19 protein-coding genes are annotated in these 22,836 nt (G+C 46.8%); 6 read left to right on the top strand and 13 right to left on the bottom strand.

The window, feature by feature from the left end; genetic code table 11:
* Nucleotides 1–53 precede the first annotated feature (53 nt).
* A complete protein-coding gene (locus ACGHTT_RS11795) occupies nt 54–1,085 on the bottom strand; it encodes a 2-dehydropantoate 2-reductase (RefSeq protein WP_390590760.1) in 1,032 nt (343 codons plus the stop codon).
* Nucleotides 1,086–1,333: 248 nt separating this feature from the next.
* Here ACGHTT_RS11795 and ACGHTT_RS11790 point away from each other — a divergent pair, with 248 nt between their 5' ends.
* On the top strand, nt 1,334–2,347 hold the full coding sequence (locus ACGHTT_RS11790; protein WP_390590759.1) for a hypothetical protein: 1,014 nt from the start codon (nt 1,334–1,336) through the stop codon (nt 2,345–2,347).
* A gap of 41 nt (nt 2,348–2,388) precedes the next feature.
* Here the strand turns inward: ACGHTT_RS11790 and ACGHTT_RS11785 are convergent, their stop codons facing one another.
* From ACGHTT_RS11785 to ACGHTT_RS11730, 12 genes are all read right to left on the bottom strand, one after another.
* Nucleotides 2,389–2,853 carry a GFA family protein gene (locus tag ACGHTT_RS11785; protein ID WP_390590758.1) on the bottom strand — a complete coding sequence of 155 codons (465 nt, stop codon included), beginning with the start codon at nt 2,851–2,853 and terminating at the stop codon, nt 2,389–2,391.
* Nucleotides 2,854–2,905: 52 nt separating this feature from the next.
* Entirely contained in the window at nt 2,906–3,625 is a 720-nt protein-coding gene (locus tag ACGHTT_RS11780; protein ID WP_390590756.1) for an RluA family pseudouridine synthase, read from the bottom strand.
* Nucleotides 3,626–4,391: 766 nt separating this feature from the next.
* On the bottom strand, nt 4,392–5,258 hold the full coding sequence (locus ACGHTT_RS11775; RefSeq protein ID WP_390590755.1) for a PhzF family phenazine biosynthesis protein: 867 nt from the start codon (nt 5,256–5,258) through the stop codon (nt 4,392–4,394).
* A gap of 53 nt (nt 5,259–5,311) precedes the next feature.
* On the bottom strand, nt 5,312–5,659 hold the full coding sequence (locus tag ACGHTT_RS11770) for a MerR family transcriptional regulator (RefSeq protein ID WP_390590753.1): 348 nt from the start codon (nt 5,657–5,659) through the stop codon (nt 5,312–5,314).
* Between the two features lie 295 nt (nt 5,660–5,954).
* Nucleotides 5,955–6,329: a hypothetical protein gene (locus ACGHTT_RS11765; protein WP_390590752.1), complete on the bottom strand. Its 375-nt coding sequence runs from the start codon at nt 6,327–6,329 to the stop codon at nt 5,955–5,957.
* A gap of 285 nt (nt 6,330–6,614) precedes the next feature.
* On the bottom strand, nt 6,615–7,448 hold the full coding sequence (gene lepB / locus ACGHTT_RS11760) for a signal peptidase I (RefSeq protein ID WP_390590750.1): 834 nt from the start codon (nt 7,446–7,448) through the stop codon (nt 6,615–6,617).
* 58 nt (nt 7,449–7,506) lie between these two features.
* Nucleotides 7,507–7,905, bottom strand: coding sequence for a hypothetical protein (locus ACGHTT_RS11755; RefSeq protein ID WP_390590748.1), 399 nt, complete (start codon nt 7,903–7,905; stop codon nt 7,507–7,509).
* An 888-nt stretch (nt 7,906–8,793) separates the two neighbouring features.
* On the bottom strand, nt 8,794–11,049 hold the full coding sequence (locus tag ACGHTT_RS11750) for an AAA family ATPase (RefSeq protein ID WP_390590747.1): 2,256 nt from the start codon (nt 11,047–11,049) through the stop codon (nt 8,794–8,796).
* Nucleotides 11,050–11,142: 93 nt separating this feature from the next.
* Nucleotides 11,143–11,979: an IS3 family transposase gene (locus ACGHTT_RS11745; protein WP_390594989.1), complete on the bottom strand. Its 837-nt coding sequence runs from the start codon at nt 11,977–11,979 to the stop codon at nt 11,143–11,145.
* Nucleotides 11,976–12,338 (bottom strand): transposase, encoded by a 363-nt coding sequence (locus tag ACGHTT_RS11740; protein ID WP_390590745.1) that lies wholly within the window; start codon nt 12,336–12,338, stop codon nt 11,976–11,978. Before ACGHTT_RS11740 ends, ACGHTT_RS11745 begins: the two co-directional genes overlap by 4 nt.
* Before the next feature lie 990 nt (nt 12,339–13,328).
* Complete coding sequence (locus ACGHTT_RS11735) at nt 13,329–13,985, bottom strand: 3-oxoacid CoA-transferase subunit B (protein ID WP_390590743.1); 657 nt, start codon at nt 13,983–13,985, stop codon at nt 13,329–13,331.
* An 11-nt stretch (nt 13,986–13,996) separates the two neighbouring features.
* Nucleotides 13,997–14,695: a CoA transferase subunit A gene (locus ACGHTT_RS11730; protein WP_390590742.1), complete on the bottom strand. Its 699-nt coding sequence runs from the start codon at nt 14,693–14,695 to the stop codon at nt 13,997–13,999.
* 174 nt (nt 14,696–14,869) lie between these two features.
* On the opposite strand from ACGHTT_RS11730, the gene ACGHTT_RS11725 reads away from it, so the two are divergent.
* The 5 genes from ACGHTT_RS11725 (at nt 14,870) to ACGHTT_RS11705 (ending at nt 22,821) form a co-directional block, all read left to right on the top strand.
* Nucleotides 14,870–15,763 (top strand): LysR family transcriptional regulator, encoded by an 894-nt coding sequence (locus ACGHTT_RS11725; protein ID WP_390590741.1) that lies wholly within the window; start codon nt 14,870–14,872, stop codon nt 15,761–15,763.
* A 163-nt stretch (nt 15,764–15,926) separates the two neighbouring features.
* Complete coding sequence (locus tag ACGHTT_RS11720) at nt 15,927–17,390, top strand: succinate-semialdehyde dehydrogenase (RefSeq protein ID WP_390590738.1); 1,464 nt, start codon at nt 15,927–15,929, stop codon at nt 17,388–17,390.
* Nucleotides 17,391–17,740: 350 nt separating this feature from the next.
* Nucleotides 17,741–20,905 (top strand): winged helix-turn-helix domain-containing protein, encoded by a 3,165-nt coding sequence (locus tag ACGHTT_RS11715; protein WP_390590736.1) that lies wholly within the window; start codon nt 17,741–17,743, stop codon nt 20,903–20,905.
* Nucleotides 20,902–21,258: a DP-EP family protein gene (locus tag ACGHTT_RS11710; protein WP_390590735.1), complete on the top strand. Its 357-nt coding sequence runs from the start codon at nt 20,902–20,904 to the stop codon at nt 21,256–21,258. The genes ACGHTT_RS11715 and ACGHTT_RS11710 overlap by 4 nt, the downstream gene beginning before the upstream one ends.
* Before the next feature lie 531 nt (nt 21,259–21,789).
* Entirely contained in the window at nt 21,790–22,821 is a 1,032-nt protein-coding gene (locus tag ACGHTT_RS11705) for a diguanylate cyclase (protein ID WP_390590733.1), read from the top strand.
* Nucleotides 22,822–22,836 lie beyond the last annotated feature (15 nt).

The raw sequence follows: 22,836 nt of genomic DNA, 5'->3' as shown, positions 1-22,836 counted from the left end.
CCATCGAATGCCTGAACTTTGTGTGAAAAGAGGTCGGTTTAACCGGCCTTTTTTCATGGATCAAGTGCTTGAATGAGCGCTTGATGAAGTGCACTCGCCGACATGTTGGGCGAGCCGGTTTGGTTGTTTTCGGCGTGTTTAATAAGTTCGACGATGGTCGAATTTAGCGGCGCGCTTAACGTCAGTTGCTGTGCCAGTTTTACTATTTCACCGTTAAGAAATTCAATTTCAGTTTTTCTTTTTAGCAGTAGATCTTCGTATATGGAAGATCTTGCCGCGGGATCAATTTTGAGCAGTGCACCGGCAATGCGGGTGAATAGCCAATTGGGGAGCCGTAAAATAGTGGGCAGCAGTGTGGGTACGACTTTACCGGTACGCAGTGGTTTAATGCCTGCGGCTTTAAAAATGTCCAACGCTTCTTGCACCACCAGCGCCATCACGCGCCGATATTGTGCATCGTAAAGCTGATCGCGTAACGGAATACCCGACAGCGCATTAACAGCATTGTTGAGGTTCATCAGCAATTTGCTCCACTGGATACCGCGCAAATCATTATAGGTTTGTACCGGCAGTTTCGCCGAACGCAACGCCTGAATTAGACGTTCCGCTGAATTGTCCTGTCGTTCGAGCGCCAGATCGCCTTCAGTCCCGCAGTGGAAATGGCCGTTGCCGGCGCTAATCACATTAAAAGGCACCATGCCTTTAAGTACAGTGTGTGTTGGTAAGGTTTCTTTTAAGGTATGCGCATTGTGGATGCCGTTTTGAAAACTTACGATGACGGCGCTGGATTTAACATGGGCGCTAATCTGTTGTGCGGCGTTAACGGTGTCGGCACTTTTAACCGTGACGATTATGTAATCGGCATCGGCAAGTAATTCAGGGGTTAATGAAAAGCGAACGCTGTTTTTGCCAACGCGGTGAGCGCGCCCGCGCCAGTCGGAAAGTTGTAGCCCGTGCGTTTGAATTTCCTGTTGGATTCGCGCGCGGCCTATAAAGCAAACGTCGGCGCCGGATGCCAAAAGGCAGCCGCCTAAATAGCAGCCAATACTACCTGCGCCAAAGATTGCAATATTGGGTTTGGTCATTTTTGTTTTCCAGCCGGCATGCATTGTTGTGTAAATCTATAGGTTTCGAATGCCATTGCATAGGGTCCGGATCTTCTGTTTTTTGGATATTGTGTGTTGGGCAATTACAAGGAATTGATTCAGGCTAGGGGTTTGGCGAACCAGCCCAGGTCAGATTTTTCAATTGCAAGCGGGAGTAGTTGCGTGCCTTAGGCTTTAGTGATATCAAATGTGCAAGTTTCGTTGTTCATTTACCAAGGATGCATGTAATGAAAAAATGTCGAAATGTGATGGGGTTGGTGCTAAGTCTGTTAGCATTTTCGTTGGTTGGGTGCTCTAGCGATACGCAAGACAATTCGGCGGATGAAGGCTATACGGAGCAGCAACATCAAGACTATAGCGACCAAGACGGGTCTGAGTATGTCCACCAGTACCCCGAGGGCTGGCGCGCTGGAACCTTAATGATGACCTTAGTGATTGCTCAAAGCGGCGAGGCGGTTGAGGAAAGTAATGCCCAAGGTGGTACCAAAATCAGTGCAAAGTGGGATTACGCATTAAGCGCGACGCAAACGTTCGCCGTTATGCTTCCCCCCGATTTCACCCAGGTTTTACCAGACTATAGTGCCGACGCCATCGATCCGATCGCGCTTGAGGAGGAGCTCTTCATCGCCTTAGAAAATACTGCACCGGTTACCGAGGGGCAAGTTACTTATGGTGGCCGCATGGAGGTGCATACACCGCGAGCCAACGAGGCGACTCTGGTGATTGAAGAGGTGTCCGCGCGAGCGCCGCTAAGCGAATTGGCTGTGTATTTTGTTCGTCCATCCTCGGTAGGGGAGGGTTTTGAAGTAGATATACGTTTTGCGTATAAAATGGAAGGTGTGACTAAGACAACAGTTAAACATCAAGGTGGTGGTTTGCAAACGTTCGAAACGGCGTGCTGCGAAAACCAAACTGAACGGCAAAGCTTTTTTCCCGATCCCGATGTTAGTGTTGTGCAACGCATCACTTACCCAGTGGAAGAGGGGTTGCCGCCTGAAATTGCCGACATGAACAGGCAATTGAGGCTGGATCGCCTGGCGGTATTGGAAAAAATCAGTGCAAATTTGGAGCCACGTGCATCACTTCATACGGGCATGCGTTGGCTTGCGGAGCCGGACCAGTTAAAACTGAACTACCACAGTGAAAGTGAAAATCTCATTTCCCAAGGCGCCATGATGGCGATGGCTGCGCCGGCGAACCAGCGACGTTATACATTGGAAATTGTGTTGAAGGCGGATTGAGGGTAGACATGTTTCACCCACGGGGGCTAGTGGTAACTCAGTTATTCATTACCCTTGCTCCAAAATTGTCCCAGCATAATGTCGAGCAATGGTTTGGGCGGAAGATCTGGCGAATGGGGTGCATCGGTAGGTAGGCTAACGGTATCTAATTTTTCGCGGGTCCAAATGTGCGCTTGCGGTTTGAACTGAAAGGGCGAGAGTCTGTATGCCGGTACTGCACAGGCGCCATTCAGTGCGCCGACCGTGACGAACAGCGGAGTCTTACACCTCGCGCACGAATGATGAATTTTAGGGAACCCACTGCCGCCATTTAATGTCATTGCTTCGGTTTGGCCGTGAATCTGACAGTGGGCGGCTTGAAAGAATGCAGCTTCAGTATAGGGCTGGCCGGAAAAGGCACGGCAATCTGTGCAATGACACACCAGCTGAACCACAGGCCTGCCCTTGATATCCAATCTTAGTGCGCCGCATGCGCAGGTAGCGGAAATTTTAGTTGTCTCAATCATATTTTACATTTAATTAATTGATATTGATTGGCAGGTTGCACTGCCGCCGCGATCAAAACGGGCAAGGGCAGTAGCCATGAACCGCTTCGCCATGTCGCGGGTGCGTGAAGCTTAGGTCGCTGGCGTGTAATAGTAAGCGATTGGCACGTTGCTCGCTGGTTTTGCTCTTGTATAAATCGCAGCCAAGTATAGGGTGGCCGATAGAATGGCTGTGAATTCGTAGTTGATGCGTGCGCCCTGTGCGCGGTGTAAATTGTACTAAGCTTTTGCGCAGCTGTTGGCTAGATACCAGTCGTTCAATAACGACGTATTCGCTCAGCGATGATTTGCCGACACTAGGGCAAATTTTTACTAAAGGGAAGTCGGTTTTACTTTTTGCAATGGCTGCGCTGATTTCTCCTCGGTCTTGAGCAACCCAGCCCTCCAGCATAGCAAGGTAACGTTTTTGCACGGAATGCGTTTGAAATTGGGCGTTGAGATGTTGCGCAGACATCGCCGTTAGCGCTACTACCATAATGCCGGAGGTGCCGAAATCCAAACGATGGGGAAGCTTTGCCTCGGGAAACATTGGGCTCACACCCGCTTGGCCATGTACCAAACGGTAGTGTACGGAATCTCGATTAAGCGGATTTTTGCCCGACAAACTCAATAGGCCACTGGGTTTGTTAATTAATAAAATGTCGTCATCTCGATAGAGAATCTCTAACGGTGCCTTGCACCTTGGCGCAATGAAGTTATCGAAGGGAAGCGTGGCTTGGCTTTGGTTCGGCATTCGGTATACTCATTTGTGAAAGCGCAAGGCCCCTAATTTCAGTTGACCGATGAAGTATATCACTAAAGCCAATAATACAGATTGTTTAAGGCTTGCGGGGAGGCCGTCTGAATTTACAGGTGCAATCGCCACTGATAACCCGCAATTTTCCAGCGCCGTTTCGCACCTATCGGTTAACCGTCAGTCGAGCTGAATAAAAAGCTTTTTGTCCATCTTGTGTATGGGTAAAGGCGTGCCATGCATGCAATATGGTGCGTAAATTTTACGCTATTAAACCTTTCGCACACTAAGCCAGCATTGGATACTGTTAGTGGGTGTAAAAATTCAAATAAATTCGGGTGAATCGTACGCCGCTTTTGCAGTGCCGTTTCTATCTTCTTAGAAATAATTGCGCTAACTTGATCTATGTAAATAACGGTTCAGTGCCACTAAAAACCATTATTTAACCGTTCGCCAACAACCAATTTATTCTATCCTTTAGGTCAGGCTTCAACGCTATTTATCGTCTTTGGTGGCAGGGCCGCCAAGTATCTTAGGTTGCCAACAGGGTGCTACTAAAGCGGCATGCGAGTAGGGTTGGCAGTGCCACCCGTTTTAGCTTTATGGCGTAGCCTTAGCGGATGTTTTCAGGTGCGGCAGCCAGAGTATGCGATTGCGTTTCGTCTCTAGCTCGAAAATGCCCACCTCGCTATTGGCGTGACAAACCGGGTTTCCCTAGTGGGTCTCGCCCCTGGCGGGCTTGCCTCATTTTTGTCATCGGATTTGCTTAGCCAATATCAATCACCATTTGCCTAGAGGCAATACCAATGCCTCCAGCCATCAAAGATTTTATCGCAGAGTTTTCTATTGAGAGCGTCACGTCGATGCAGCTTGGTGAGGGTGAAGGCATGGAATATCCCTGTTCAATAATGAATTCCGTTTGTTTGAAATCTAGTCGATCGAAAAGCAAGCACGCCAGCGGCCCGGCGGCCATACCCGTCGCGGATTCCTCATTAATGCCGTAGCGGGGCGCAAACATTCTCGTGGCCGCATCACGCCCCGCTAAATTCGTTTCAAGCGTGAAAATGTAGTAGCCAATGAGATCGTATTTTTCCGATAGCTCTTCTATAAGCGATTGATTGGGCGTCAAATTATTTAGGGTGGCTAGGTCCTTGACACCAGCCAACAGGAACGCGTTGCCGGTGTTAACAATGATAGGGGTTGAGATTATGACTTCTGGTGAAATATCCAAGGATTCCAGAACCCTATCGTCATCGCCTTCGAGTGGGCGATATATTGGAGCCAATTGCTCCATGTAGGCAAAATTACCGTCGACGCGAATGCTTCTTGTGCCATCAACGGTTTCCTTAGATGTGTTTGGACGTGGGATCATACCCAACTGTGATAAATAACTAAAAGTGGCAATGGTTGCATGTCCACAGTGCGCTATCTGTTTTTGCGGGGTGTAGAAGTCCAGCTTAAAGTCTGCCGCATTTGACGCTGATACAAAAGCGGTTTCCGACAAGCCTACTTGCCTCGCGATCTTGAGCTTTTGAGTGCTCGTTAGTGCGTCGGCATTCAGCACCACCCCGGCTGGATTGCCGCCATAATCGCCATCCACAAAGGCGTTAACAATAGCTACGTCTACCTTCATCTTCCTGCTCCTATTTGGATTAAGAAGGTAAGGCTAGCAATCTAGACCATAGTCTAGGTCAAGCGCTTTTTGAGTCGAGCTACTTTATCCCTTGTCACCTCTATATAGTGCTCGATATCGGCTTTCTGTGATTGCAAGTGTTTCAAGTGATCTTCCAGCGAAACAATGCAGAGTGCGTTGTTGTTGTCATAAAAAGCTTGGGTATACTTCTTAATTTTACTCAGCGACATGCCCGAGTTTTTCATGCAGGAAACCCAATTTAGGGTTTCTATATCTACAGCGCGATAGGTTCTGTGGCCGCTTGCATCCTTTTCCGGTTTTTTTATTAGGCCTTGCTTTTCATAATACCGAATAGTGTGGATGCTTAGCCCAGTTGATTCACTCACAGTGCCTATCTTCATGAATTAGTACGCCTTGTGTTCGAGTGAGTCAAGCCTGCGCGCTAGGTTTCATGGCGACGTTGGCTAAACGCGTTAGGTTTTTCTAGTCATCTATAGTTAATGCCAATGTAACCAATACTTTGCTCACTTGAAAGATAGCTATGTAATTAATAGCAAAAGTAACATCATCCGGTGATGCCAGCCACCTCGATAGCGATGATCTCAGTACCCATTCGTAAATCTAACTGCGATGCAAGGGTGGGTGTTCGCAATTGCCGTAGTGACCGCTGCATTTCTGGTTGCTGCAGTTAGAAAACTACCAAGAATAGACTTCGTCACTTTCGCCGACAATTTTAGCGCCGAGGAATTTAGCCAGATTTTTAGCCGATATCCTTACTGGGTTTCTTAGATCTTCCAAATTTTCAGTATATCTAAATAACCCTTGTCCATCGGAAAACTTGAAACTTTTTTGCCAGGTAACCTTGACGCCCATACCAAGAAATCCTCCTGACGTAAATTTGACGGCGACATCCGTTGTGCTGCCTGCCATTGATAGAGTCTGGCCGGTTTTTGGATTTCTCATCAATATCGGGTCGGGATCAATTTTCGTCGTGTCGCATGCCTCAACAGCCTTCAGCCACTCCGCTTCGGTAATGTCGCTTTCCCTTTTTATGCTTAATATGTATCCCATCTAGCACTCCTTCCTAGTGTTGTCGGTAAAGGCGGGTAACGGCGAGTCTGGAAAGCCCATTTTTTCGGGTATAATCACCTGTTAGATTCGCCGGATTTAAATGAAAAATCTATACTTATAAATGTTTTTTTTGGTACCAATTTTGCGGCTAGTAACATCCAATTCCATAATGTCTTTTGCAGTGTTTTCCACGACTCTTCCTTACCGACGTGACGCAGAGGGGGGAGGCAGTTTTTCGGCAAAGCCGAATTTAAAAATGTCCTGCTTGCACGTTTTGTTGGTCCTTTATTGGATGATATATACGACTTCACCAATTATACTATCGCTGGATACATAGCCCCAAAACCTACTGTCTGCTGAGTTGTCTCGATTGTCACCCATAAAGAAATAGCTACTTTCGGGAATTACAACTTCATCCATATCTCTAGATGGGCGCATTTCTATTCGTTGAATTGCGTGAGTGATATCGCCCAACTTCTGCTCGTAAACTATAGCTTTCTCGGCTTCTCGCACAAGGCTTGTTGCCAATACTGAACCGTTGATAATAATGTCATTCCCTTTAATAGCTATAGTATCGCCAGGAACTGCGATTAGTCGCTTAACAAACGGAATATGTTTATGGGGTGGGTAAAACGCATACAGCTTCCCTCTCTGCATTAGATTGGGGGAAGATACTTCGCTATTTATGAATTTAACTCCAAAGGTGCCATAGGTTCGGTAGCCAAGTTTCTGAACAATGATGTGGTTACCTTGGTTAATTGTTGGTTGCATTGAGGTTGAAGGAAAAATAAATGGCTCGTAAAGAAATGAGCGAAATAGAAAGACGGTTGTAAAAAATATCGAATAAATTGTAGGTATGCCCCACCATTGGGAGTACCAGCCCCGTTCATCAGAGCTTTCGAAATTTTTTGCTACAAGATAGGCATGGGTTGGGCAGATTATTGAAAAGCTTGCTGCAAATAGCGTTTGATACTTCCAGTCAATTGTAGAAACAATGCAAGTTAGAATGAAGTAAGCCCAGAATATCTTGGGTCTATTCAAGTACAAAAATGTAAATGCTTGCAGGACTACGCCTAAGAGTATGGCTATCCATGCTTTCGGCTTCCAATTGATGTTCAAATTTTATCCTTAACTATTTATGTTGGTGTTCCCCACTAGAAGTGGATACTCTGTTTGTTCAATTGCACTGTAAGCTGCTCCATTTTTCAATGATATTGCTAACTTCGGCATCAATATCATTTTTAGCTTCGTACATATCCTTGTTGGACTCACGATAGGTATGAATTATTTTGTATATTTCGCAAGCCTCAGCGTTTTTATAGGAATACTGTTGAAGTGGATCTGCATGATATACCACACTATTCATAGCGGATAATATTTTATCACGAGCTGTAGGAATATCTCCATTATCTAACGTTTGCAAAAGCAATTGGTATAAGGCGAGCTGTTGTAATTGAATCGCTTCATCCTTTTCTGCGATGATGTTTGAGTACAGTGTTTTGGTGTGATGTGCACCGGAAACCGCTGAAATTGCACTTGTAATTAAAATTAGAAAGAAAAGAAATGCTTTATTCATGTAGTTTTATCTCTAATGCTTGTTGCACGCTCGAGCGCAGCGAGTCGAGGCCGATACGTAGGAATTGAACAAGAAATATGGCAGTGACAGGAGGAAGATAGTATGCCCAATACAAACGCAACACCTGGATCCACTGCTCAGCCTCCTGTAGCTCAACAAGCATTTCTGTGGCAGTAGATAAAGGGTGGGGGTAATTACAAGGAACTCCGCAAGCTTTATGGCCACCCTTGGTTCAGGAATCGCCATGCCTTTCTTTAATGAGCTAACGCTTGCTCTATCTACCTGCACAAATATGCAAGCGAAAGTTATCAAAACCGCCACGGGCTTAAAGATAAACCAATTGACCGCCAACAACACGAGCATTGACGCTAACAAGCTAAAATAGACTCGAAAAATAGATTTTTTCCTTTTTTATTGCTGGTTCTTTACGGCTTGTAAGGGGGGTTGACTGAATGTTGTGGTACTAAAAGCAGAGCTGTTTTTTTGTTTAGCTTTAACAGCTTGTTATAGTTTTTTTGCTTTGTAAGATTCAATCAGGTTTTTTAATAATCTAATTTGAATAAGTACTACAACCAGAGCTATAGGTAAAACAACTAGAATCTCTGAGCCATGTCCGAAATGTGAGTTATGCAATGCGCGATATAATGCAAGCAGACTAAAATAAATAACCCAAAAAGCACCTAGGCAAATAGGTGATAATATAATTAGTGACAACCACAGTTTGAATTGTCTATTTTGAATTTTATAATAATCTTCTACGGACTTTCGCATAAATACCAAGCTCTAGATGGCATTTAACGCCTCAATAACCGGCAGCTGAAACGGAGCGAAGCGCAGTGTAAGCTGTCCGGCGCTGAAGGCGCGTCGTTGATTGACTTGTTATGCGCTTCACTGCACTGACTCAATTAAAGCATCGTAGTGTAGGGTGTCGCTTTTTAGGTGCTCCATAATTTCCGCTACGGCGTTTTCTATATCGCTAATAAGATCTGAGTTGTTGATAAGCCGCTCTATGTTATTAAGATGGCTAAAGTAATGCAGAACCTTCATTATTCTTTTAGATTCAAGAGCGCCGAACAAAATCTCTGCGCGCTGATCAACAGTAACCTCTGAAAAGCTCGGTATTTTCGAGTATGTGTAAAGCTCTATAAATCGCCTCAGTGCATTAGGTATGGACATCAAGACCTCTAAATCTGACTTATCCTCGCTAGTGTAAAACCTGTGTATAACACTAAATAGATAATGATATTCAGATGAATATCGAAGTATCGACTTAGGAAGATTTAAAAGTGTAGATTCAGTCCTGTTTATCCGCTTGACCTGATAAAAGCTACTTTTATTATTTTTGAGTGGCAGTTCTTTTAACAATGAAAAGAACTCGAAATTATGAGTGGATATAAATATCTGTTTACAATTTAGCTTCCACTCTTCATTTCCATGCTCATTGGCTTCCTTCTTAAAGAAGACGTTTTTTATTACTGCATTAATCTGGAATATATGATTACTGTCCAGACTGGATATCGGATCATCAATATAGATGATTAAATCTTCCAGCTCTTGTTCTTCGCAAAGCTTTGTTAGAAAAAATGAGAATGCAATAGCTGTTTTTTCGCCTTCGCTAAGGTTTTTTGCGATGCCACCATCTCTGATTAATTTAAATCTCTCAATATCTCCATTCTTTACAACTTTAATTTTTATTTCGTCTCTACCCAAAAATCCTGAAATATACTCGTTTATCGTTTCCCTCCCTTGATGGGCTTTGCTAATAGAAGCTTCAAGGGTTGCATTTTCTGCTTTAATTCTGTTCGCTATGCTGTGATATCTTGATTTGTGAGCTTCCAATAACTCTGACTTGATTTTTTCTGAAAGAACACTGCTGTTTATATAAAAATCCGCTACGTATGACTTTTTTAGAGATTCTATTGCAGCCTCTTTCTCTAGAGAGAAATCTTTCGTTTTTTGATTATTTCTTTCAATGAGGTCATTTAGTTTGTAGAATTGAGACTCCACTTCTTCTTGAATTGATTTGTCGTATTCTACGAGAGTCAAATCATCAAAAGGTGAATCATACTTTTTCTCAACAAGCTCACTCACCTCATCTGCTTTTGAGTTATATGCAGAAACATAGCTTTCAAGATCTGTTAGGATCGATGAAAGCTCTGAATGGAACTCCTGATAAAATTCCTGTGGCAGTAATTTTGTATATTCTATCTTTGCATGAAACTTATTCTCAATTAGCAGCTTTAGCTTGCCCTTATAATCTTTAAGGTCTTGTGAAAAATGGGATCGTAAATCACTAATTCTGGCTTCAGAAATATCTGACAGACAGAATTCGCATTTTTCCTTTTTGTCATTTATTTCCAGTCCAGATTCTACCCAGTTTGCTACTGTAGGATTATCTCGCAAATATTCGATAGTAGATGAAAATTCAGGCTTCTTCTTGAGCAGTTCATTTGCTTTTTCTATATACGAGCCCAGACGATAATTTAATTGATACTTATTGATCGGTTTTAATTTATCTGTATCTGATGATGTGGCTTTTCGTAAAGTGATATTCATATCACTTTCAGGAACAATATAGGTTGATAGATCTTCTGTTAGTGAAGACTTGATTATATCTAGATGGGTTGCTGTAAATGCTTCAATAAGCTTCAAATTTTGCTTTATGTTTTTTGCTGCCTGCTTCTTCAGGTCAGCAATAGATAAATCATATTGTTTTTTTAATTTATCTTTTGTTTTATAACCACTCCTACATCTTTGTATTATCAACTCATTTGAATCTATAGTCTTTTTTGCCTCTATAGAGTCTTCTCCTAAAAGCAGTATTGGGTCGAACTCACCACCATCCCATTTTAAATTTGCCTCAATGAAATCAGAATTAAAGACCTTTACCTTCAAAGGCTCCTGTACAATACTTTGTTCGTTAATCAATGAGTTGTCAGATTTCTCTATATTAAATTTAGCTGACATATAGTCTGTATGTAACGCTCTACGCTCAACAGAAGAGAAAACACGAGATAGGGTTGTCTTACCTGAGTAATTCCAACCATATATGATATTTTTAAGCGAAAAATCATCAAAATCTGTCGGTTTTCTATAACTTTGGAAAACCCCAAAGTTATCTATCTTGTTTATTGATTTAATCATTAGATCCTTCTATGTGCATGTTTCGCCTTGGTCGCATAACGCCTCAATAACCGGAAGCCGAAGCGTAGTAGACTTGCACCACTTTCACGGACACTAAGCATTCTTTGTTTGATACGTTTTAGGTGACACATAATTTAAGCTCGAGTGTAGTCGATCCTCGTTGTAAAACTCAACATAATCAACAATTCTAGCCACGCATTCGACCATCGTCCTGAATTTCCAATGATGTGCCAACTCATTTTTTAGTGTCTTAAAAAATGATTCTACGTATGCATTATCTGTTGGCGTGCCGGCGCGACTCATGCTACTGACCATTCCAGCATTCGTAACAATCCGCTGATATGCTTCTGAACAGTATTCAGAACCCTGGTCACTATGGAAGATGCAACCTACCTTTACGCTCTCAGATATTAGCGACATCTTTAATGCGCCGCTAACCAAGTCGGTATCATGATAGCGCGAGAAACCCCAGCCAATAACTTTTCGTGTAAATAGATCCAGAACAGCCGCCATGTACATAGGGCCTTCTCCTGTTTTTAGGTAGGTCATATCCCCAGCCCAATGCTCGCCGAAAGCAATCGCTTTATCTTGTGTCGCCAGTACATTTTCTGCCACCAGGGAGCTGCTACCGCTGGCGCGCCTCTGCCTATATGCATGGTATATCGACTTAATGCCATTAACTTGCATCAAACGATTAATGCGCCTGCGGCTGCACGAATAACCCAAACTCTTTAAATATGGGTGCACACGAACAGCGCCGTAATTACGTTTATGACCGACATGCGTTTCCTTAATTTGGGCAGCCAGAACTTCATCGTACTGAGCGTGATCGCTTGTATCGCGATTCCGCCAGTCATAATAACCGCTTGGTGAAACGTCGAGGTAATCACACATAGCTACAATTTTGTGGCTGTCTCGGTTCTTCTCTATGAACGCGTATCTTTCTTGCGCTGATCCAAGAAGAACCGTTTGGCCTTTTTTAGGATATTTACCTCTTCCTCTTTAGCTGCCAAACGTTTTTCGAGTTCTTTGATGCGTGTTTTAGCCGACTGCAATGCCTGCTGATCTTCTTTGGAGGGTTTAGGTGGTGATTTGACAACCATATACTTATTCTCGGAAAGGCGACCTTCTTTAAATTCTTGTCGCCAACGATACAGCATGACTGGATGAATCCCCAGCGCTTCTGCGACGTCTATCGCCTTAACGTGCTTGCGCTTACTGAGTTTGACTGCATTTATCTTGTAGGCCAAGGTATAGCTGTCGTAGTGACTTTTATTCGTTATTCCCATTGTGAACCCCTTTAGCGGATTAGTAATTTACTGTCCGTTAAAGTGGTGCAGGTCTATAGCGTAGGCTGTCCGGCGCCGTTAGGCGCGAAGTTGATTGACTTGTTATGAGATATTTTTCCACTGATGGGATGACAAACCTACGACTTTTAAGCTCATACCCAGGTGGGCAGAAGTAGTCTAGCCATATACTCATGCTCGTGTTCTTTTGCGTAAAGTACCCGTATGCCACTGGTGCTGACGACCCAGACTCCAAGTTGGTTTGATACACCATTAGCTCTTCGTTTGTTTCAGAAACAAGGGCACTACCACTACGAGCGGGCGCGCAGTTACCATTGATGCTTTTGGGGCCTACCAATTGAACGGACGTTGCTTCAGAGGTAACTTCAATTGTTACGGAGAACCCCAAGCCACTTACATTTTCATACGTGATTTCCTGCTCAGTAATCCCTGGAGAAGCAAATGAAGACATTGCTACAGGAAGTACAAATATGGCAAGTAATCGATTCATGGTTTTCTCATAACAGCCTTATTCAGTGCCTCGGAGGCGTAATATATTACGCCTCCGAGGCATATATCCAGAGCAGAGCTATCGTGCCAGCTCTAACTCTCCTTTTATTTTCAAGAAGTTATCATAATTTTTAGAATGAGGCGCAAAATAATGCGCCTCGTAGGCATATATCACCTTGGGCGTGTCTCGGTCTGAGGTTTCGGTGAACGATGCAAGATGGGGACGCATATAGGCGCGTCTATTCTTGGTGTGGAAGCGGTGAAGCGGCTCGTGAGGTGCGATGTTCTTTGGGTTGCTGCAGAGCGGCACATGTTTTTAGGCCATCATTGGGAACTTTGCTACTTCTCGGCAGTGAATTTTGGCAACACCCTCTTAGGCCATCCATGGCCTCCGGGTGTACCTATATCCCTATAGGCAAAAAAGGCAGCCCGGGGGCTGCCAAATGTGCGGAACTTTAAATTTTTTGTAGCCTGTGCTGTTAGCTAGAATTCCATTTCGGGTACCACGTCCGGTACCACTAATTCGCCGGCGGTGAGTTTGATGATTTCATCCACGCTAACGCCGGGGGCCCGTTCTTTGAGCCAAAATTTATTGTCGGCAATTTCGATATACGCCAAATCGGTAACAACTTTTTTGATGCAGCCGGCGCCGGTTAAGGGCAGGGTGCATTTGGTCAGTAGTTTTGACTCGCCGTGTTTACTGGCGTGGGTCATGGTGACGATAATGTTGTCGGCACCGGCGACAAGATCCATGGCGCCGCCCATGCCTTTAATCAGTTTGCCGGGAATCATCCAGCTGGCGATGTTGCCCGCCACATCCACTTCGAAGGCGCCGAGCACGGTTAAGTCTACGTGACCGCCGCGAATCATGGCGAAGGATTCGGCGCTGTTAAAAATCGAGGCACCTTTGATGGTGGTGACGGTTTGTTTGCCGGCGTTAATTAAATCGGCGTCTATTTCCGCTTCGGTGGGGAAGGGGCCCATGCCGAGTAAACCATTTTCCGATTGCAGCATAACTTCCATACCTTTAGGCGCGTAGTTAGCGACTAGGGTGGGAATACCAATGCCTAGGTTTACGTAGTAACCGTCTTGTAATTCACGCGCCACACGTTGCGCTAGTTGTTCGCGAGTTAAAGCCATGATAATTCTCCTTATGTGCGCACGGTGCGTTGTTCGATGCGTTTTTCAAAGCTGCCTTTAATCACGCGATCTACATAGATGCCGGGCGTGTGAATATGGGTTGGATCTAAGGCGCCAGGTTCAACAATTTCTTCCACTTCCACCACGGTTATTTTTCCCGCGGTTGCCGCAAGCGGGTTGAAGTTTTGCGCGGTGTGACGGAACACGAGGTTGCCGTAGCGATCGGCCTTCCAGGCTTTAACGATGGCGAAATCACCGGTGATCGATTCTTCTAAAATATAGTTTCTGCCATTGAATTCGCGCACTTCCTTGCCGTCACCCACGGGTGTACCGTAGCCCGTAGCGGTGTAGAACGCGGGAATGCCAGCGCCACCGGCGCGCATTTTTTCTGCCAAGGTACCTTGCGGTGTGAGTTCAACTTCTAATTCACCGGCGAGTAGTTGCTTTTCGAATAAGGCATTTTCACCCACGTAGGAGGAGATCATTTTTTTGATTTGGCGGTCTTCTAACAAAATCCCGAGTCCGAAGCCGTCGACGCCGCAGTTATTGGACACAATGGTCAACCCCTTGGTGCCCATTTTTTTAATTTCAGCAATCAGGTTTTCGGGGATGCCGCACAAGCCGAAGCCACCGGCAATCACGGTCATATTGTCTGTTAACCCTGCCATAGCTTCTTGGTAGCTATTGACGACTTTGTTAAACCCGCTCATGGCGAACTCCTGTGTCATTACTGTTGTTATTGGTATTGAGTCACTGCATTGGGTCTGGTGGCCGCTGCGTCCTAATGACTCACTGGTCGGTGGATTTGTCTAGCATGAGCGGTTACCATATATTTATCAAATTTAAATACTCAACGAATTGATAAGTAAAATTAAATAATCTCAATGAATATCACGGTTAAGCAATTACGTGGCTTTTTGGCCGTTGCGCAAACTCAGAGCTTCGCTGAAGCTGCTGCGAGTGTGCATTTGAGTCAACCGGCTTTGAGTATAGCCATGAAGAACTTGGAGGCTGAGCTCGGCGGTCAACTGTTCGCCCGCACCACCCGTGCCGTTGCACTTACACCCGAGGGGGCGGATCTCTTACCGCTGGTGCAGCGCTTGTTGGCGGATTGGGAGGCTGTGTTGGCCGGTGCGCATCAGCGCTTCGCCCTCCAGCGCGGGCGTTTGGCCATCGCGGCCATGCCCTCATTCGCCAGCACCGAACTGCCCGCTGTGCTACTTGCTTTTCGCGCGCAATGTCCGCCGATTACCATCAGTGTGCAGGAAGTGATTGCCGAGCAATTGGTAGAGCAGGTACAAGAGGGGCGAATTGAGTTAGGCATTTCGTTTGATCCGGGTAACCAAGCCGACTTATGTTTTACCCCGCTTTTTAATGATCATTTTGTCGCTGTTTTTAAGCCGGAGCACGAGTTAGCCGGGCGCGATAGCGTCAATTGGGCTGCACTTTGTGCCTATCCTTTTATCGGCTTGCAGAAGCCATCGAGCTTGCGCGAATTGATTGAACGCCATCTCGGCGCCTTGGATTTAACGCTGAACGTCGAGTTAGAGGCGAACCAGTTGGCGACCATAGGGCGCATGGTGGCGAGCGGTTTGGGCGTTAGTGCCGTGCCCGAGCTTTGCGTGCAGCAGATGAACGAGTTGGGTTTGGTCTGTGTGCCTTTGCAAGTGCCGGATATTACCCGTCAAGTGGGCATTATTACCCATGCTCGGCGGCCTTTGTCGCAGGCGGCCCTAGCTATGATAGCCGTGTTTAAAGAGCATTATCGGGGCCACTAGGTCTCGCCTTAGGGCTGTTAAAAGGATCTCTAGGGTAGGTAGGCTCGGATCTCGGTGATAAAGTTTGATCTAACCTAACCTATAATTCAGCTTTTACTGATTTTATGATGTGTCGCCCTTTGGCAGTCTCTGCCTTTTGTGGGCCTTAATAGAGGAATTCGTCATGTTAGCGTTGAAAAATCCGGCATTGTTGCGCGGCCAGTCATACATTAATGGCCAGTGGGTCGATAGTGATAATGGCGAGACGGTTCCGGTATTGAACCCATCGACGGGCGCCACCCTTATCGATATTGCCAGCTGCGGTGTCGATGAAACACGCCGCGCCATTGCCGCCGCCGAGGCGGCCATGCCAGCCTGGGCCGGCAAGCCCGCCAAGGAGCGCGCCAATATTTTACGCGTTTGGTATAACTTGATTTTGGCTAACCTCGATGACCTGTCGTTGATTTTGACGGCGGAGCAGGGCAAGCCCTTAGCCGAGGCCAAGGGTGAAATTATTTACGGCGCTAATTACATCGAGTGGTTCGCGGAAGAAGCTAAGCGAGTTTATGGCGACATCATTCCCGCGCCCTCCGGCGACAAGCGCGTTGTGGTGGTGAAGCAGCCCGTGGGTGTGGTGGCTTCTATTACGCCTTGGAATTTCCCCAACGCCATGATTACCCGTAAAGCGGCACCAGCATTGGGTGCCGGCTGTACCTTCGTAGGTAAACCCGCAACAGAAACACCTTTGTCGGCACTGGCGCTCGCCGTGCTCGCCGAGCAAGCGGGTATTCCTGCCGGTGTGTTTAACATGGTGTGCGGCAAAAGTTCTCGCGCTATTGGCGGTGAAATGACCAGCAATCCCAGCGTGCGCAAAGTGACATTTACCGGCTCCACCCCAGTGGGTAAAGTCCTGATGGCCCAGTGTGCAGAAACGGTTAAGAAAACCTCCATGGAGCTGGGTGGCAATGCACCATTCATCGTGTTTGACGACGCCGATTTAGATGCCGCGGTGAAGGGCGCTGTGGCCTCTAAATATCGCAACGCCGGGCAAACCTGTGTTTGCTCCAACCGCATGCTGGTGCAGGCAAGTATTTACGACGCTTTTACCGATAAGTTAGCCGCCGCGGTAAAGGAGCTAAAAATGGGTGATGGCCAGCAGGCCGGTATTAATCTTGGCCCCATGATTAACAATAAAGCGGCTAACGATGTCGATGCCATGGTGCAAGATGCACTGGAAAAAGGTGCTGTGGCGAAACTCGGCGGAAAGAAATCGAGCTTAGGTGCGTGTTTCTACGAGCCCACTATTTTGACCAGCGTCAGCACCGATATGCGTGTTTTCAGTGAAGAAATTTTTGGCCCTGTGGCGCCGATTTTTAAATTCGAAGATGAAGCCGAAGCGATTAAAATGGCCAACGATACCGAGTTTGGTTTAGCGGCTTACTTTTATACCCGCGATATCGGTCGCGTATGGCGCGTTGGTGAAGCCTTGGAGTACGGCATTGTCGGTATTAACGAAGGTATTATTTCCAACGAGATGGCACCTTTCGGTGGCGTAAAAGAATCGGGCTCGGGTCGCGAGGGTTCAAAGTACGGGATGGACGATTATTTAGAAATTAAATACATGTGTATGGGTGGTTTAGATAAATAGATTTGCCTATGTGTTGAAGCCCCGAAAGGGGCTTTTTTCGTTCTGCCAATCGCGCTTTTCTTCGTGTTTTTTAGCGCTCGCTTCTCTCCTTGTGCAATAAAATATTCTCAGTCGTCATCGCTCTGCTTTGACCCGCGGTATTCACGGAAGGCGCGATAAAACGTCCGCCATTTTTCACCCTGCTGGTGGTGCGTCTCTCGCTGCTGGCGATGTTCTATTAGAAATAAATTGATAATGAAAAGTATTTATACGATTATCCCTGCCTACAACGCTTAGGGTTTAGCGGGTAGGTGGTTGAGTGCCGGACGCAGAGGCTCATAAAAACTATAAATCAGCATTACGCGATCAATATGACGGATAATCTTTTCTACTTTGGCCAATGGCAGGTAAACCCTAGGGCAAATAGCCTTCGCCATGGTGCAACCTTGCGCCAACTTGAGCCCAAGGCCATGGACGTATTGCGTTTTTTGTGTGAAAACGCCGGTGAGGTAGTCAGTGCGGATAACATTGTCGAGGCTTGTTGGCCCAATACACCCATGGGCGACAATCCGATTCATAAAGTCATTACCCAACTGCGTAAAGCGCTCGACGACAACGCCAGTAACCCAACCTATATAGAAACAATCCGCAAACGCGGTTATCGCACGCTGGCCGCCATTACTCACCCCGTTGGCCATGAAAACCGCGCACAGAGTGAAACCTGGCAAGGCGGTTCGCCATTTCCTGGTCTACGCGCCTACGAAGCTGATGATGCAAGGGTGTTTTTTGGTCGTAGTCAGCAAATTGCTACCTTACTCGACCGCATCACTCAACAGGTCGCCTTTGGGCGCGCATTTTGTTTATTACTTGGGCCTAGCGGAAGCGGTAAGTCATCGCTCATTAATGCCGGCATTTTACCTAATTTAATGACCGAGACGGGCCACGAGGGCATTGGTGTTGTGGCCGCAACTCGGCTTGATTTAGCGGACGTGACCAGTGGCAGTCTGTTTTTACACATTGCCAGTGGCCTGCTTGATTGGGATGTTAGCGGCGTGCCTGTCTTCGATGGTTTGAGTGCGAGCGAATTGGCCGAGCTACTCATTTCAGATCCACAACAGGTTATTGCCTATTGCACGCAGGCATTGTCTGCGGCGGCCTATCACAAGCCGCTATTGGCACTATTTGTCGATCGTTTAGAAGTGCTACTTGCCTCACCCATCTTCTCCGATGCCGAGCGCAAATGTGCCAATGCATTGATGGAGCAGTTAGCGGGCTCTGGTGTGATCTTAGTGTTATGCGCCTGTCGCAATGATTTTTATCCAGCATTGGTGGCCTTTCCGAGTTTGATGTCCGGTAAAGCCAGCGGCGCGCATTTCGATTTGGCAGCCCCTTCGCGGGCCGAATTGTTGCAGATGATTCGCCTGCCTGCTGTTGCAGCCGGCTTGACGTGGGGTTTGGATGTCGCAACCGGCTTAACGTTGGATGATCTGCTTGCCCAGGAAGCTGCCGATAATCTAGATGCATTGCCGTTGTTGCAATACACCTTACAAGAACTGTATTTACAGCGCAGCCCAAGCGGCGAGTTGTTAGTCGAGGTGTTTAATCAACTCGGTGGTATTGAAGGTTCTATTGGCAAAAGCGCTGAGCAATTGTTGAATCAGCTGCCTAAAGCTCAGGCTCAATGCTTAGCCAATATTTTATCGCTGCTGGTTACCTTGAGTGCGGATGAAAAAAGCATTACCAGTCGCGCGGCGCGCTGGCACGAGTTGGCTTCTGAGAATGAAAAATCTCTCGTGGAAACCATGGTGGAAAACCGCCTGTTCGTTTCGCACCTGCACAATAATGAGCCCTGTTTTAGTCTCGCGCACGAAGCGTTGCTGAGACGTTGGCCACGGGTTACCGAGTGGATTGAATATCACCGCGATAGTTTAAAAGTGCGCAGTCGTTTGCACATTCAAACCGAGCGCTGGCTAGAGGAGCAAAAAAATACCGAGCTATTGCTGCCCGATGGTAAGCCGCTGGTTGAAGCACAAACCCTGATGGCGACCAAGATTTTTAGTCTTGATGCGGCTGAACTTGCCTTTATTGCGGCATCTAGCCGGCGCTCGATGTTAAAATCCTGGCTTAAGCGCGCCACTGTTTTATCGCTTGTTGCGTTAACCTTGCTTTCGGGGTTGATGACCTACCAGAGTGTACAAGCGCAGAAATTGGCGCAACAAAAACGCAGTGAAGCGGAGAGCTTGCTGGGTTTTATGGTGGGCGATTTTGCCGATAAGTTACGCAGTGTCGGCCGCATGGATTTGTTAGACGGTATTAGTAATAAGGCGCTAGAGTACTTTAGCCGCAATGTGGATGAAAGCCTAAGTGTTGACGCGCGTTTACAGCACGCGCAAACCTTGGCAGCCATGGGGGAGGTGGCACAGTCGCGCAATAATATTGATGAGGCGCGCCAAGCCTTTGCGCAGGCAAATCGTGTTGCGAAAGGGTTGTTGGTGCAAAACCCTAAGAATGGCGAACTGCTTACCTTGGTCGGCGCCAATGCGTTTTGGCTCGGGCAGATTGCTTACAATCAGCACCACTGGAGTGAAGCCCGTATTCATTTACAGGACTATTTGTCTTACAGCTTGCAGTTTTTTGAATTAGCGCCGGATTCAACCGATGCCTTGCGAGAAGTGTTTTATGCCCATAGCTCACTCGGCGCCTTGGAGGTTAATGAGCATCGTTATTTGGCCGCCAAGAAAAGTTTTGCTATGGCGTTAACTCTTAGTTTGCAATTGCTGACCCTGCAACCAAAAGATCCACAGACCATTGCCGATCACAGTGACACGCTATCGTGGTTGCGCAGAATATCCTTGGCGCAAGGTGATCTTGCTCAGGCGAAAAAATATATAGAAGATATCTTTGCCTTGTTAGATCAGCCGGAGATCCAGAATACTTTTAACTTCAATAGCCGCAACGATCTTGTGGTAGCGCTGCGCAATTATTCGCGCTTATTAAAATGGCAGGGTAACACTGAGGCTGCGCTCTCTCATGCAAAACGCGCTTATAAACTTGCCAGTGTCATTGCCTCCGAAGATCCGAAAAATAGCCATTGGCAGCAATCTAAGGATACGCAACTCAATTTATTGATTAGCTTGCAAAGCGATGTCAATTTTAATTGGCCTACAGACCTTACAGCGCTGCTCGCAAGTTTGGCGGACATGCCGAAAGACACGCCTGGGCAGCAGGAGGTGTATGCCGAGCGGCTTTGGGAATTGATTGATTTATTCGATCGGGTCAAAACGCCGCGTTTAGCCTCGCCGCTTATTGATACGTTAGCAGCGCTACTACCGAGTTTAAATCAAAATGATGAATACTTGACCGGTATCCATGCCCGGCTTTTATTGCTGTCGCAGCGCAATGGATGGGACCCCCAAGGTTGTGAGAAGGCCTTCCAGCGCCTGAAAGCGATTAGCGATGTCAACTTATCACCCAATGTTCAACAACCCTTTAGACAATCTCAACAGTGTCTAACTTTTCTAGGAGCTACACCATGAGTACCATTAATGTCAGCGTTACCTTCTCGTTAACTAACGGCTTTACCTATACAGGGGACGGCGTTGGCGTAGACGGTAGTGTTAACGTCACGGAAGCATCAAGCTTGGTTTATACACTACAAAACACTGAGCAGATGGTGTTTTTGCAACCTATTTTAAGCGTTTCCTCACCCTCCAGCTCAACGCCTTTGGATATCAGTAATGTAGCCTTTACCAACGGCGGTAAGACGATGACGCTGACGGATCTGGATGCTCATACGGAAACCATCTGCATGCAATTACAGATTCAGTTATCTGACGGCAGTGTGGTTACTAGCCCAGATCCTAAAATTCGTGATACCAAGCCGCAATAAGTACTGGTTGACGACGGGACGTCGTCCGATAGCGCACTCACCTACGTCTCAGTAGCGTGAGTGCGTTTTAAATTAGGTAGCGAGCCTAACAGCATCAAGCTCCATTCCGCATAAGCCCCACCAGACCAGCCAATCGGTTTAGCGTTCGTGTAGGACGCTACCCGCGTGTATGGTTTGCATTGTGAACCCGGTTTAGTTGCGCGGGGGCACGTCGTTCAGCTAGGTCGTAGCGAGCTCCGGCTTGGGTTAATTAATGTAGGTGTTTTGGTCGTTTTTTGTTCGATACATCGGTTGCTCACTAACACCTAGCTTTAGCCTTGGGTTCGCCTAGCCCTTATATGTGCCATCGATAGGGCCGAATAAGACCGAGAATCGACTCGAACGCAATCTTTCTTCTCCCCATTAAATTCAATTAAATCAATAGGTTAAAAATCAGAAGGTTACCAGAAGGTTAAAAAACACCTGCATCTCTACAGTTCACCCTAAGCGAGCACTGACCCGCACACGATAAAATTATTAGGGATGAACAACATGAGTATCACGCGCACCTTAGCTGGATTAAATCACCCATTGGCACAGGCCATGTCGAATGACCAATCTCTGAGTGAACCCGAGGAAAAGGTTACCGCTTTCCCTCATCGCCAACGCAATGCACCTGCTGCGCAGATTAGTGATGAGCACTTCGAGGCGCTGCGGGTGGTATTGAACCATGTGACCGAAGCCATCTTGATTGTTAACGGCAGTGGCGTGATTGAAATGATCAATCCGGCGGGTGCGCAACTCATTGGCGCGCCGCGTGAAACGCTGGTTGGTCAAATGTGGACGCGGCATCTTAGCCGCCCTTATAAAGCGGAATATGAAGCGCTGTTTGCCGATTGGCGCTGCAGCAAAGAATCCCAGCTCAACCATGGCCCGAAAGAGGTGCTGTTTAAGCGCATGGACGGCGAGTTTGTCGAGTGCGACCTGTCTTGGTCTTGCTTACCTGGCGATAAACCGATGTTCATCGGCATCATCCACAACCTAACCACCCATAAGGCCGAGTATCGGGAGCTGCGGCGTCTCGCCAGAACCGATTCGCTGACTGGGCTGGCCAACCGTCGCGCTTTTGATGAGGTGTTGCAGCGTAACTGGACTGATGCCGTTAATCACAATTTACCGCTCAGCGTGATAATTATCGATGTAGATTATTTTAAGCATTTTAACGACCAGTACGGCCATATTCAGGGCGACTATTGCCTGCGCAAAATTGCTCAGGTCATCGAAGGCGCGCTGCCGTCGCGCCGTTGCTTGGCCGCCCGTTATGGCGGTGAGGAGTTTGCGGCCATATTGCCAGGTTGTACCGCTGAGATGGCCACGAGTATCGCGCGCCAGATTCAAACCCGGGTTAAGCAGCTGAATTTTTCCGATCAAGGCCTATCCAGTTTAGTGCGGGTGAGTGTCAGCCAAGGTATTGCCTGCGAACACAAACAGCAATTTCGCACCGCCACAGCACTTTTATGCTCCGCCGATACAGCGCTCTACCGCGCCAAGACTGCCGGCCGCGACGGCGTTAACGGCGGGTAAATCTTTGGTGGTCGA

Source organism: Simiduia litorea (assembly GCF_042853465.1).
Taxonomy (GTDB): domain Bacteria; phylum Pseudomonadota; class Gammaproteobacteria; order Pseudomonadales; family Cellvibrionaceae; genus Simiduia; species Simiduia litorea.
The sequence above is the reverse complement of the archived record's forward strand: the minus strand, read 5'-3'. Positions and strand labels throughout refer to the sequence as shown.